The organism is Arenimonas aestuarii (assembly GCF_054781715.1).
Genome location: NZ_BAAGTW010000005.1, coordinates 15,320 through 27,562, shown reverse-complemented (window position 1 = coordinate 27,562; position 12,243 = coordinate 15,320). Strand labels below are relative to the sequence as shown.

Annotated in this window: 15 protein-coding genes; 5 read left to right on the top strand and 10 right to left on the bottom strand. The window is 70.1% G+C overall.

The annotated features are described in order from the left end of the window. Positions 1–16 precede the first annotated feature (16 nt). The gene (mpl, locus tag ACYVJH_RS08985; RefSeq protein ID WP_460454313.1) at positions 17–1,375 is read left to right on the top strand and encodes a UDP-N-acetylmuramate:L-alanyl-gamma-D-glutamyl-meso-diaminopimelate ligase; all 1,359 of its coding nucleotides are present in this window, start codon (positions 17–19) and stop codon (positions 1,373–1,375) included. A gap of 2 nt (positions 1,376–1,377) precedes the next feature. Then, a complete protein-coding gene (locus ACYVJH_RS08980; RefSeq protein ID WP_460454312.1) occupies positions 1,378–1,968 on the top strand; it encodes an LON peptidase substrate-binding domain-containing protein in 591 nt (196 codons plus the stop codon). Between the two features lies 1 nt (position 1,969). Here the strand turns inward: ACYVJH_RS08980 and ACYVJH_RS08975 are convergent, their stop codons facing one another. Next, positions 1,970–3,976, bottom strand: a complete 2,007-nt coding sequence (locus ACYVJH_RS08975) for a bifunctional DedA family/phosphatase PAP2 family protein (RefSeq protein WP_460454311.1) — start codon at positions 3,974–3,976, stop codon at positions 1,970–1,972. 68 nt (positions 3,977–4,044) lie between these two features. Here ACYVJH_RS08975 and ACYVJH_RS08970 point away from each other — a divergent pair, with 68 nt between their 5' ends. Next, positions 4,045–4,893: an SDR family oxidoreductase gene (locus ACYVJH_RS08970; protein WP_460454310.1), complete on the top strand. Its 849-nt coding sequence runs from the start codon at positions 4,045–4,047 to the stop codon at positions 4,891–4,893. Beyond that, positions 4,890–5,309 carry a VOC family protein gene (locus ACYVJH_RS08965; protein ID WP_460454309.1) on the top strand — a complete coding sequence of 140 codons (420 nt, stop codon included), beginning with the start codon at positions 4,890–4,892 and terminating at the stop codon, positions 5,307–5,309. Before ACYVJH_RS08970 ends, ACYVJH_RS08965 begins: the two co-directional genes overlap by 4 nt. A gap of 169 nt (positions 5,310–5,478) precedes the next feature. On the opposite strand, the gene ACYVJH_RS08960 is transcribed toward ACYVJH_RS08965, so the two are convergent. The 9 genes from ACYVJH_RS08960 to gspG form a co-directional block, all read right to left on the bottom strand. Beyond that, positions 5,479–6,180: a Crp/Fnr family transcriptional regulator gene (locus ACYVJH_RS08960; protein WP_460454308.1), complete on the bottom strand. Its 702-nt coding sequence runs from the start codon at positions 6,178–6,180 to the stop codon at positions 5,479–5,481. A gap of 123 nt (positions 6,181–6,303) precedes the next feature. Continuing rightward, entirely contained in the window at positions 6,304–7,047 is a 744-nt protein-coding gene (locus tag ACYVJH_RS08955; RefSeq protein ID WP_460454307.1) for a type II secretion system protein N, read from the bottom strand. Further along, complete coding sequence (locus tag ACYVJH_RS08950; RefSeq protein ID WP_460454306.1) at positions 7,044–7,535, bottom strand: type II secretion system protein M; 492 nt, start codon at positions 7,533–7,535, stop codon at positions 7,044–7,046. The genes ACYVJH_RS08955 and ACYVJH_RS08950 overlap by 4 nt, the downstream gene beginning before the upstream one ends. Then, positions 7,532–8,746, bottom strand: coding sequence for a type II secretion system protein GspL (gspL, locus tag ACYVJH_RS08945; protein WP_460454305.1), 1,215 nt, complete (start codon positions 8,744–8,746; stop codon positions 7,532–7,534). The genes ACYVJH_RS08950 and gspL overlap by 4 nt, the downstream gene beginning before the upstream one ends. After that, positions 8,743–9,651: a type II secretion system minor pseudopilin GspK gene (gene gspK, locus ACYVJH_RS08940; protein WP_460454304.1), complete on the bottom strand. Its 909-nt coding sequence runs from the start codon at positions 9,649–9,651 to the stop codon at positions 8,743–8,745. Before gspK ends, gspL begins: the two co-directional genes overlap by 4 nt. Beyond that, entirely contained in the window at positions 9,648–10,232 is a 585-nt protein-coding gene (gspJ, locus tag ACYVJH_RS08935; protein ID WP_460454303.1) for a type II secretion system minor pseudopilin GspJ, read from the bottom strand. The genes gspK and gspJ overlap by 4 nt, the downstream gene beginning before the upstream one ends. After that, entirely contained in the window at positions 10,229–10,636 is a 408-nt protein-coding gene (gene gspI, locus ACYVJH_RS08930) for a type II secretion system minor pseudopilin GspI (RefSeq protein WP_460454302.1), read from the bottom strand. Before gspI ends, gspJ begins: the two co-directional genes overlap by 4 nt. Then, positions 10,614–11,135 (bottom strand): GspH/FimT family pseudopilin, encoded by a 522-nt coding sequence (locus ACYVJH_RS08925; RefSeq protein WP_460454301.1) that lies wholly within the window; start codon positions 11,133–11,135, stop codon positions 10,614–10,616. Before ACYVJH_RS08925 ends, gspI begins: the two co-directional genes overlap by 23 nt. Positions 11,136–11,147: 12 nt before the next feature. Beyond that, positions 11,148–11,579 (bottom strand): type II secretion system major pseudopilin GspG, encoded by a 432-nt coding sequence (gene gspG / locus ACYVJH_RS08920; RefSeq protein WP_460454300.1) that lies wholly within the window; start codon positions 11,577–11,579, stop codon positions 11,148–11,150. Positions 11,580–11,753: 174 nt separating this feature from the next. Between gspG and ACYVJH_RS08915 the strand changes: the two genes are divergently transcribed. After that, positions 11,754–12,206, top strand: a complete 453-nt coding sequence (locus ACYVJH_RS08915) for a type II secretion system protein N (RefSeq protein ID WP_460454299.1) — start codon at positions 11,754–11,756, stop codon at positions 12,204–12,206. Positions 12,207–12,243 lie beyond the last annotated feature (37 nt).

The following is a 12,243-nucleotide window of genomic DNA, read 5'->3' as shown; positions in this document are numbered from 1 at the left end:
CCGTCGCGGTGACGCCGTGAAACTGCACATCCTTGGCATCTGCGGCACCTTCATGGGTGGCGTGGCGGCGCTGGCGCGCGAACTCGGCCACGCCGTCGATGGCAGCGACCAGAATGTCTACCCGCCCATGTCCACCCAGCTCGAGCAGCTGGGCATCCGGCTGTCGAAGGGTTACGACCCCGCCAACCTCGCCGCCGACACCGACGAAGTGGTGGTCGGCAATGCCCTCTCGCGCGGCAATGATTCGGTTGAACACGTCCTCGACGCCGGCCTGCGCTACATCTCCGGCGCACAGTGGCTGAGCGAACGTGTCCTGCCGGGCCGCGAAACCCTGGCCGTCGCCGGCACCCACGGCAAGACCACCACCACGTCCATCCTGGCCTGGCTGCTCGAAGCCGCCGGCCGCGACCCGGGTTTCCTGGTCGGCGGCGTGCCGGAAAACTTCGGCGTGTCCGCGCGCCTGGGCAGTGGCCGCGAGTTCGTGGTCGAGGCGGACGAATACGACACCGCGTTTTTCGACAAGCGCAGCAAGTTCGTGCACTACCGGCCGGTGGTGGCGATCCTGAACAACCTCGAGTTCGACCACGCCGACATCTTCCCGGACCTGGCCGCGATCCAGCGCCAGTTCCACCACCTGGTGCGCACCGTGCCGCGCCGCGGCCGGCTCATCGTCAACGGCGAAGAGGCCGCCCTGGCCGAGGTGCTGGCCATGGGCTGCTGGACGCCGGTGGAAACCTTCGGCCTGGACGGTGACTTCGACTGGTCCGCGCGCCTGCATGCCGCCGACGGCACCCGCTTCGACGTGCTGCACCGTGGCGCCACCGTGGGGACGGTCGAATGGGCGCTGGTGGGCCGGCACAACGTCATGAACGGCCTGGCGGCGATCGCCGCCGCCCACGCCGTCGGCGCCGACCTCGGAAAGGCCATTCCGGCGCTGCGCGACTTCGTGTCGGTCAAGCGCCGGCTGGAAGTCCTGGGTGAGCGCGCCGGCGTCACCGTCTACGACGACTTCGCCCACCATCCCACCGCCATCCGCACCACGCTCGAGGGCCTGCGTGCCCGCGTGGGCAGCGCGCGCATCGTGGTCGCGATGGAGCCGCGCAGCAATTCCATGCGCCTGGGCGCCCACGCCGGCCAGATCGCGCCGTCGCTCGACGGGGCCGATGCCGTGGTCTTCCTGCACCGGCCCGAGCTGGCCTGGGACGGCGGCAAGGTCGTGTCTGCCCTGCGCGGCGAGGGCGAAACCGTCGCCGACGTCGATGCCCTGCTGGCGGCACTGGGCCGGCGCTGCCGCGCCGGCGACCACGTGGTGTTCATGTCCAACGGCGGTTTCGACGGCGCGCCGCGCCGCTTCCTGGCCCAGCTGGGCGGCTAAGCGTGGCGATTTGCGAACTGCCGCTGTTCCCGCTTTCAACCGTGCTCTTGCCCGGTGGGCGCGTGTCGCTGCGCATCTTCGAGCCGCGTTACCTCGACCTGGTCAAGCGCTGCGGGCGCAGCGGCGAAGGCTTCGGCATCTGCCTAATCCTCGCCGGTCGCGAGGTGGGCGAGGCCGCCTCGCCGGCGGCGCATGGCACCGAGGCGGTGATCGTTGATTTTTCCATGACCGACGACGGCCTGCTCGGGCTCACCGTCGAAGGTCGGCGCCGCTTCCACGTCGAGCGTACCCGCGTGCGCGACGACGGCCTGGTGCTGGGCGACGTGCAGTGGCTGGAGGAGCCGCCGCCGGAAACCCTGCGCGACGAACACGCCCTGCTGTCGGTGCTGCTGGCACGCATCATGGACAAGGCCGGCATCGACCACGAAGGCCCGGGCAAGGGCGACCTGGCCGACGCCGCCTGGGTTGGCTGGCGGCTGGCCGAATGGCTGCCGCTGGAGGCCACCGAACGGCTGGCGCTGCTGCAGCTGGCTGATCCGCACGAGCGGCTGCAGAAACTGGTCGAACGGCTGCCTGATTTCCAGGCCGAATGAGTCAGCCGCCGGACGGCGGCCGCAGGCGCAGCACCGGCAGGCCGTCGCCGCCGCTGACGTCCAGGGTCGACTGCATGTCGCCGGCGTCTTCGCGCAGCGGGCCCAGCAGGGCCTCCTCGCCGGGCAGGGCCCGCCAGTAGCTGAAGAAGTCCAGCCGGCGGGTGAATTCCAGCGCGTGCACGGTGCCGATCCACAGCGGCTGGTCGCCGGGCTGCAGCACCACCGGGCTGGTCCACAGGCGCAGTACCTGCATGCGGCCACCGGCCTGGTCGCGGCGCACCATCACCAGCACTTCCGCGCGGCCGTTGTGGGTGGCCGGCAATACCGGCAGGTCCAGCGGCGTGGCGTCCTTGTCCAGGGTCTGCAGCAGGCCGTACCAGCCGCCGACGGTGTAATCCTGCCAGCCGGCCAGCAGCAGCCGCGTGCGCAGCACGTGCAGGGGCCCGGCCACCTGCACGTTCAGTGGCCAGGCGTCGCGGCCGCGCAGTTCATTGCGGCGCGCGGGCAGGCCGGCCTGCGAGTCGCCGCGCCACCAGGCGTTGGCGGCCAGCGGCGCCGGCGTGTGCGGCGGATCGAACTTGACCAGGATGTCGTCGGCCTGGCGACTGCCATGCCAGGCCGCCACGCCCAGCACCGCGACGAAGAACACGGTGGCGATGGGCCGCACCCAGAACGAACGCACCACGCGGCGTCGGTAGGCGATGCCCAGCGCGGCGATCCACAGCAGGCCCAGCAGGATGCCGGCCAGCACGTCGCTGAGCCAGTGCGCGCCCAGGTACAGGCGCGAGAAGCCCAGCAGTCCCACGACCAGCGCCGCCACGACGTAGGGCCAGGCGCGGTTGCGACCGGGCAGCTCGCGTGCGATCAGCACGGCGAAGAAGCCATAGACCACGGTCGCCATGGTGACCGTCGCCGACGGGAAGCTGAAACCCGGGACCGCGGTCGAGGCCGGCGGCTTGGGCATGTGCAGCAGGTAGCCCAGGAACCAGGTCAGCACCAGGGCGAAACCCGGCGCCGCCAGCCAGTGCCAGGCGGCGATGTGCCGGCGGCGCCACAGCAGCCAGGCGAACACGCCCACCACCGCCGGCGCCAGCACCACCGCGTCGCCCAGGGTGGCCAGGAAGGCCATGGGCACGTCGGCCAGCGGATTGCGCAGGCCGAACATCAGGTGGTGCACGGTCAGGTCCAGGTCGGACGGTGCCGAGCCGCCGCCGACCGAAATCAGGATCGAGAAAAATCCCCAGCCGGCCGCGCCCAGCACGGCCGCCAGCAGCAGCAGGGACGCCGACTCGGGACGGTTCGGGTCGATCAGGGCTTCGGAATAACGCCCCAGCACCGGATGTTTGTGCGACCAGGCCAGGGCGCGTTCGAGCATGCCGGTGGTGTGCGCGCCCAGCCAGCGCCACAGGTAGAAGACCGCCGACCAGATCGCGGCAACGAGCACCAGCACCACCGCCAGCACGATGGCGAGCCGCCCGGCCACCGCGGCCACGAGGTCGAGCGAGGTGCCGAACAGCCAGCCCGGTGCCAGGAAGGTGGCCGACCAGATGAGCGCCGCGATCCCGCTGGCCGGCACGTACTGGCGCAGCTTCATCTTCAGCATGCCGGCGATGGCCGGCACGAAGGGCCGGATGGCGCCGACGTAGCGGGCCATGATGATCGACTTCATGCCGTGCCGGCGGAAGGCGGTTTCGCCGCGCTCGAGCCACTGCGGGTGTTTGTGGAAGGGCCAGCGCTGGCGCAGCTGCGGCCCGTAGCGGTGGCCGACCCAGAAGCTGATGGCGTCACCGGCGAAGGCGCCCAGGGTCGCGCAGGCCAGTGCATAGGCGCCGTCCACGTGGCCCAGGCCCACGAGCGTGCCCACCGCGAACAGCAGCGGCACGGCCGGGATGGCCACGCCCACGATGACCAGGGCGTCGCCAAAGGCGATGAGGAAGATGACGAGGCCCGCCAGGGTCGGGTTTTCACCGATCCATGCGACGAGGGCCTCCAGGCGGGCTGAATCCATGGGGCGCGATTATAGGCTGCCTCCGGGGACCCCCGGTTTACACTGCGACCAAAGTTCAGGAGTGATGCATGCCTAACCTCCGCGGAAAGACCCTTTTCATCACCGGCGCCTCCCGGGGCATCGGCCTGGCCATTGCCCTGCGCGCGGCCCGGGAAGGCGCCAACGTGGCCATCGCCGCCAAGTCCTCGGTGCCCAACCCCAAGCTGCCCGGCACCATCCACAGCGCGGCCGCCGCGGTGGACGCCGCGGGCGGCCAGGGCCTGGCGCTGCAGTGCGACATCCGCGAGGAAGACCAGGTGAAGGCGGCCGTGGCGGCCACGGTCGAACGCTTCGGCGGCCTCGACATCCTGGTCAACAACGCCAGTGCGATCTGGCTGCAGGGTGCGCTGCAAACGCCGATGAAGCGCTTCGACCTGATGCAGCAGGTCAACGCCCGCGGCACCTTCCTGTGCAGCCAGGCCTGCCTGCCGCACCTGCTCGATTCGGCCAACCCGCACATCCTGACCCTGGCGCCGCCGCCCAACCTGGACCCGAAATGGTGGGGTCCGCACACGGGCTACACCCTGGCCAAGATGGGCATGAGCTTCGTCACCCTGGGCCTGGCGGCCGAGTTCGGCCCGCGCGGCGTCGCGGTCAACGCCCTGTGGCCGCGCACGGTGATCGCCACCGACGCACTGAAGATGATCCCGGGCACCGAGCCGGCGAAGTGCCGCACGCCGGAGATCATGGCCGACGCCGCCCATGCGGTGCTGAGCCGGGACTCCTGGAAGTTCAGCGGCCATTTCCTGATCGACGAGGCCGTGTTGCGGGAAACCGGCGTCACCGATTTCGGCCAGTACGCCGTGGATCCGTCGCAGCCACTGCTGCCCGACCTGTTCCTGGACGATCCCGAACTCGAGGAGGCCCTGCGCCAATGAGATACCTGCACGCCATGGTGCGCGTCCGCGACCTGGACGCCTCGCTGCACTTTTTCCGCGACGCACTGGGCCTGGTGGAAACCCGCCGTCGCGACTACCCCGACGCGCGTTTCACCCTGCTGTACCTGGCCGCGCCCGACAATCCGGAGGCGGAGGTCGAGCTGACCTACAACTACGACGACGAAGACTACGGTTCGGCGCGCAACTTCGGCCACCTGGCCTTCGAGGTCGACGACATCTATGCCACCTGCGAACGCCTGCAGGCACACGGCGTGGTGATCAACCGCCCGCCGCGCGACGGCCGCATGGCCTTCGTGCGTTCGCCCGACCAGATTTCGATCGAGCTGCTGCAGAAGGGCGCTGCGCTGGAAAAGGCCGAGCCCTGGCTGTCGATGCCCAACATCGGGCAGTGGTAACCCGCTAGTCGGCTTCCTGCGCGTTTTCCAGGGCGATGCCCAGGACGCGGGCGATTTCCTTGGCGACTTCGAGTGCGCGCAGGGCGCTGTCTTCGTCGTCGGCCTCAACCAGGACCAGGTGGGTGCCCGGCCCGACGTTGTCGGACAGGCCGGCTCATCAGAGCGGTACCTAAAGCCGGGGCGCAGGCGAAAGCGAGGTGTAACACTCGCAGGAAATCGCCTCCAGGCTGCTGCGGTTCAGGATATGGATATCGCCGCGCGAATAGCTGATCAGCCCGGCTTTCTGCATCGCGCCGGCGGCGATGGTCACGGCGCTGCGCTGAACGCCCAGCATGTCGGCCAGCAGTTCGTGGGTCAGGTGGAAGTGGTCGGCGTGGGCGCGGTCGTGGGTCATCAACAGCCAGCGCGCAAGCCGCGCCTGGACGTCATGGAAGCTGGTGCAGGCAGCGGTCCGCGCCACCTGCGCCAGCAGGTCGAAGAGATGGCGCCGCATGGCGCGTGCCAGCCCCGGGCTGTTGGGAATTTCCCGCCGCAGCCAGTCGGCGGGCAAACGCAGCGCGCTGCCCGGGCACTTCACGATGCCCAGCATCGGCACGTCGGGGCCCTTGCCCAGGGCCAGGCTCAGGCCCAGCATGCCTTCGCTGCCCACCAGCACCATGTCCAGCGGCGGGTGTCCATCGACCGAGGCGGCCAGGGAAACGCAGGCCGACAGCGGGAAGATCGCCTCATGCAGGGTTTCGCCGGGCCGGAACAGGGTCACGCCGAAAGCCAACTCGGTCGGTTCGCAGACGGCCAGCAACCTGCGTTGTTCGCTGCGCGGCAGCCCCGCAATCAGGGAGTTGGCAGGTGGGTCGGGCGTGGAACTTGGCAAGACGTGCTCCTGGTGGGCAGGGGGCATGCCGCGGGAAACACACGCGGCCGGGCAACGGGTGCAGTGTGTTGCAGCCGCCGCGTGTGCTCTGTTCGTTAAGCCACACACAGGTTCGCCGCAATTTCACTGCAGTCGCCAATCGAAGCGGCCGTCACTGCGTTCGACGGCAAGCAATCGCAGGAACGGTGCAAGCTGCGTCCGCAGCGCCGGCGGCACCACGGCGGTGGCTTCGAACCGTGGATCGGCGCCGGACTGCCAGGCGCCCTGGCCGCTGACCTGAAGCGGGCCGGCGGTCGTGCGCAGGCTGGCCCGCCAGCCTTGGTCCAGGCCCTGCACGTCCAGCGCGTAGTCGCCCAGCGGTGACACCGGGGAAAGCGACGAGCCCGCCGCCCGCCAGTGCACCGTCACGCTTCCGGCCGCCAGTCCCGGTCCGAATTCCAGACTGTCCGTGACCAGCCTGATCTCGCCGGCGACGCCCCAGGCGGCCATGTCCGGAATGGCGGCGGCCAGCGTGGCGGCCGGCATACGGATGTCCACGCCGTACAGCCCGATCTTCGAGCGTGAAAGCGACATCGCCGAAAGTGATGCCGGCGTATCGGTGGCCAGTTCAAAGTCCAAACGACCGGCCAGCAATGCGGCTGGCCGCATTCGCCAGGCCACCGCCGCCGCCCAGCGCCGGCCGCCGGCCTGGTCGTGCAGTTCAGCCACGCCACTTCCCGACCACAGCGTGCCTTCGGGCGAGGCCAGGCGCAGGTGCCCCTTGCTGGCTTGGTCAAGCTTTGCGTCGAGCAGACGCGCCGGCGCGAAAACCATGAGCGAAACCACGTAGAGGCAGGTGCCCATCGCCAGCCAGGCCCAGGGCTTCATGGCGGCCCCGACGGCACCAGCGTGGCGGTGATGCGGACTTGGCCGGGCGCCGGCAGCGCGTCGATGCGGCACGACTCCAGTCGCACCTGTCGCGTCGCGAGGTCTCCGACCCAGCCAAGCCAAGCCGCAAAGCCCACGGTTTCGAACACCACCACGACCTGGCCCGGGTCCGGAGATTCCAGACGGGTCGCCGCTGCCGGCGGCAGCTTCGCGTCCAGCGCGGCCTGTACGCGCGCCCGCAGTGCTTGTTCCGGCGCTGGGAGGGCGGGCAGGCGGCGCAGGCGCTCAAGTTCCTGAGCCTGCTGATCCATCGTGGCCGCGGCGGCACGCAGGGCCTGGACATCGCGCTGCAAGGGGGCGCGCGCCTGCAGCGCCGCGATAACCAGGACCAGGCAGGTAGCGACTGCCAGCAGGCCAAGCCCGCCCAGCATGGCCTGCCGTTCGCGCGCGGAACGCGACTGCCAGCGTTGGAGCAACGGGCCGATCATTGCGCCTGCACCGTGAGGCGCACCGCCGTGCCCGGCGTTGCCGGCGGCTGTGTTTCAACCTGCAGGCCCGCCTGCACCAGTCGCGCCGCGACCTGCTGAACGCCGGCGGCGTCCACGCCCACGACCTCCACGACCAGGCTGGATGATTGGTAGGAAACCGCGCGCAGGCTGCCCGGGGGAAGTTCGCGGCCGGCGTCGCCAAGATGGGCGAGCAGGGCCGGGAAATCCCCGGGATCAAGCTGGCCGGCGGCGTGGCGGGTCTGCGCCAGCTGGCGCCGCATCTGCAGCGGCGCATTGGCGACGGCCACGGCGTCGGGGAATGCGCTGCGAAAGCGCTGCTCCATCTGCGCCTGCAGGTTGCGACGCTCGATCGCCAGCGATGCCCAATCGCCGACCAGCAGCGCGGCGTGCAGCGCCAGGGCGACAGCGAGCACCCAGGCGGCGGTGCGCAGACGCGGCGCCAGGCCCGACAGGCCGCGCCAGCCACGTTCGGCAGCCACCAGCGGCACGCCGGCGTGCATGGGCGCCTGGGTCCAGTCGCCGCCGTCGCTGGCTGCTGAGATTTCAACCGGGAGACCCAGCAGCTGCGACCAGGCGGCGGCATCCGGCGCCGCCTCGTCCGCCATCGGGTGCAGCACGATCCGCACCGGCGCGGTTTCAGCCGCGCGTGCCTGGGCCAGCAGCAGGCGCAGCGAAACCGGCGGCGTGGTGGCGTCGCCGCAGTCGGTCGCCACGCCTTCGAATTCGCCCGTTCGCACGAAACCTTCGCTGCCATACCAACGCAGCTGCCAGGTGCCCGGCAGCCACGGCAGCAGCAGCGTTTCCGCCTGCCATTCGACGCCGCGTACGCCGGCTTCGGCGAGCGCGCGGCTCCAGGTCTCGTAACCGTCCTGGTCGAACACCGCCAGGATGTCGTTACCCTCGGACTGGCCCAGCCAACGCACCTGGTTCAGGGCCGGGTCGCCTGCCGTTTGTTCCTCGACCGCGAAGGCAAGGGCCTGGCCGGACGGTCGGCGTTTCGACGGTGGCAGCTTCACGCGCAGGAAGACCACCTGCGATGCCGGCAGCACGACCTGAACGCGCTGGGCGTGGCGCGGCAGCGTCGAGAACTCACCTTCGCCAACCACGGTGTCGCGACCCTCGTTCACCAGCGCCCAGCGGCAGGCCGGCGGCGAATCGGGCAGCGAACAATAGAGACGCAGCAGGCTCACGGAAATTTCCTCCAGGCCACGCCGGGCCAGCCTGCGCTGTCGCGTACCAGCAGGGCGCTTCCGCGTGCCTGCGCACCGTGCAGTTCGACCGACATGGTGACCAGGAAATAGTCGCTGTTGACCGAAATCCGCTCCGGCGCCAGGCGCATGCCCTCCGGCAGCCGGGTAAGGAAGCCGGTGCGATCGAGGAAGATCGCCCGTTCGCGCGAGGCCACCAGCGCACGGGCAGCCTCGGGGCCGAGGCCGGGCAGCAGCGCGGCCAGCACTTCCGGGCCGGCCGTATTGACGTTGATCGGCGTGCCGCGGGGCAGGGCGGTGACAAAGGGGCGCAGCCGGGCGCGCACCCCGGGGTCGAAGCCGCGCACGCGAGCCAGTTCGTCCAGGTCGGCAAGCGGTCGGTTGGCGGCGAGATAGGGTGATTCCAGGCCAAGGTAGTAGGCATCTTCCGCGCCGCCCTGGCCGATGCCGTCGGCGTCCAGCCAGTCGCCCAGGCTGGTGGCCAGCGAGCCGGGCAGGTCCAGCGAGACCAGCAACCGTTGCAGGATGGCCAGCTGCTCGGCATCCACCTTGCCGTTGCTGACGAGGTTGTTGAGGTTGAAGCGCGCCTGCTGGTCGTCGATGGCGCCGGCCAGCTGGCCGCCCTCCACCGGGATCGGCGGCATCTGCATTGCCCAGGGCTCACCGGCATGGTCGACCTGGCTGGCGCGCAGGTCGTCGTGCAGCAGCGCACGCGACCAGTCCAGGCCCGCCTCGAGGACATGCTGGGCCTGGCCGTGGCGGGTGTCGAGCTCGACCCGCCGCGTCCAGATGCTTTGCGAAAGCAGCAGTGCGGTCGCCGCCAGCGCCGCCAGGGCCACCACGGCCATGGCCATCACGATCGCGGCGCCTTGGGGCCGGGATTTCATGCGTCCACCGCGAACAGGCGGAGGATGCGCTCGCCGGAGCCAAGCACCAGCTGCAGGCGTACCGCGCGCGGCATCGTCGGCGACTCCGGCGAGGCCGGCCATGTCGATACCCAGGTGAGGTTCTGGTCCAGGTAGTCCAGTTCCAGCGTTTCGACGTCGTCGAGGACCGGGTAACGCGCTGGTTGTTCCCCCGGCGTCGCGTCCAGGCCCGTCCAGAGCCAGAGTTCGATTTGCCGGCTGTCGTTCAACTGGTAGGCGATGCGCCGCGGCGAATCAACGCCTTCTGGTGACGCGAAGCGACTCAGTTCCAGCCGTGGCGCGGTCTGGCCGGGTGCGCGGCCGACCCAGGCCGGTAGTTCGCCGCCGGCCGACCGAACCGGCCGCGGCGACGCCATGGCGACGTCACGTTCGAAGCGGCTGCAGAACGCGGATACGGCCTGCCACTTGCGTGTTTCCGCCAGCACGTGTTCGCGGGTATCAAGCACGGCGCCGAGGCCACGCCAGGACATCATCGCCAGCAGTGAAAGGATGAGCAGCGCAACCAGCAGCTCGATGAGCGTGAATCCGCGGTGCCGGCTCATGGCGAGGGCCCCGGTGCGTTGACGACGAAGCCGGTGACGTGGGCCAGGCGGTGTTCGGGTGACTGGCTGGCATGCACGAAGATGTCGACGCGGCGGAAGGCCGGATTGGGCGTGCTGGCGACTTCCTCGCGCCACGCGAAACCGATGCCCCCCTGTTCTTCCTGGCCTTGCGCGATGCCCAGCGGCAGCCACGCGCCGCGCGCGCGGTGTTCGGCCAGGCGGTTGTCCGCCACCCAGACGGCAAGCTGGCGGCCGCGAAGCTCCTGCAGGCTGGTCGTGGCGATGCCCGCGGCGCGCAGCGCTGCAAGCAGTGCGATGGAGATGATCGCCAAGGCCACCAGGACTTCAAGCAGGGTGAAGCCCGCGGGCCTGTGTCGGCGCTCACTGCGCGGCCGGAATGGCACCGTGCCCTCCTTCGTCGTCAATGACGGCGATGTGGCCCACCGGTGAGCCGGTTATGGTCGTGCGGGCCTTGCCCAGGCCAAGCTCAAGCGTGAATGCCGACGCCGCGCCGTCGCTGCTGAACTCCAGGCGCAGCGGGCCGGTGACCGGGCTGTTCTCGACGCGCAGGCCGAGCAGGTGCATGTCCCTGGGCAGGGTTCGCGGCAGCAGCAAGTCGCGCCCGCGGATTTCACTCCAGCCAACTTCCCGGTCGTGCTGCCAGAAGCGGTAGCCGGGAGGTTCGGCGGTCCAGGCCACGGCGTGGCCGCTGAAACGTGCCTCTTCCCGCGCCAGGGCCAGCAGGCGGGCCAGGCGTTCACTTTCGAGGCCGAGCCGCGCGCGGTCGTCGGGCAGCGCCACCGCGCTCACCAGGCCCACCAGCAGGCCCATGATCATCAGCACGACCAGCACCTCGAGCAAGGTGAAGCCACGGCATGCCGACGTGATTTTCTGCCGGGGCATCGGAATGCCCCGTTACAGCTGCCAGGAGCCGATGTCGGCGTCGTGGCCTTCGCCGCCCGGCTGGCCGTCGGCGCCGAGGCTGTAGACGTCGATTTCGGCGTTCTGGCCCGGGCTGAGGTAAAGCAGCGGCTTGCCCCAGGGATCCCTGGGCAGCCGGTCCAGGTAACCGGGACTGTTCCAGTTCGGCGGCAGCGGTGCGGTGGTCGGGGCGGAAACCAGCGCCTGCAGGCCCTGTTCGGTGGTCGGGTAACGATGGTTGTCCAGGCGGTAGAGCTTGAGCGCCTGCATCACCGCGGCGACGTCCTGGCGCGCCGCGGCCACGCGCGCTTCGTCCGGGCGGCTGATGATGCGCGGCACGACCGCCATGGCCAGGATGCCCAGGATCACCACCACCACCATCACCTCAAGCAGCGTGAAACCGCGCGACCGGGGAGTCTTGTTCATGGCTTTGCCCTTGCAGTGATTTGGCCGGGATCGCCCCGCGCACGCGCACGGAGTGCGGCGAACAACATTGTCGGCAGGGCGGCGCGCGGACTCTGTTCGCCACCGCACATACGCAAGGTGCGATAGACCCTAGTTTGTGCGGAAGAACACAGACGGCGTAGCAAGTGGCCAGCCATGCGAGCGGTTTCATTCGATAGTTCGGCCCTGCTGCAGACGACGATCGTGTCGCTGCTCAACACCCTTGCCCTGGCCTGCCTGGCCGCGGTGCTGGCGTACTGGACCTGGCGCTGGGTGCTGCCGGCGCCGGAACCTTCCGTCAGCGGCAGCCAGGTAGCCAGCGGCGCCAGCGCCGGCGAACTTTTCGGCAGCGCCTCGGCCGATGTCGTTGTCAGCGCCGCGGGCATCCGGCTGCTGGGGGTGGTCGCGGCGGCCGACGGTTACCCCGGTTATGCGCTGCTGCAGGTTGACGGCCAGCCGATCGTGGCCGCACAGGCGGGCACCACGCTGGCGCCGGGATTGCATCTGGCCGAGGTGCAATCGCGCCAGGTGGTGCTTGAGCGCGCAGGCGTCCGCGAAGTACTGCTGCTGCCCAGGCCGCCGACGCCCCTTCCCACACCCGTTCGCTGAGGCCCCGATGTCCCGCCAGAATTCCCGCCGCCACCAC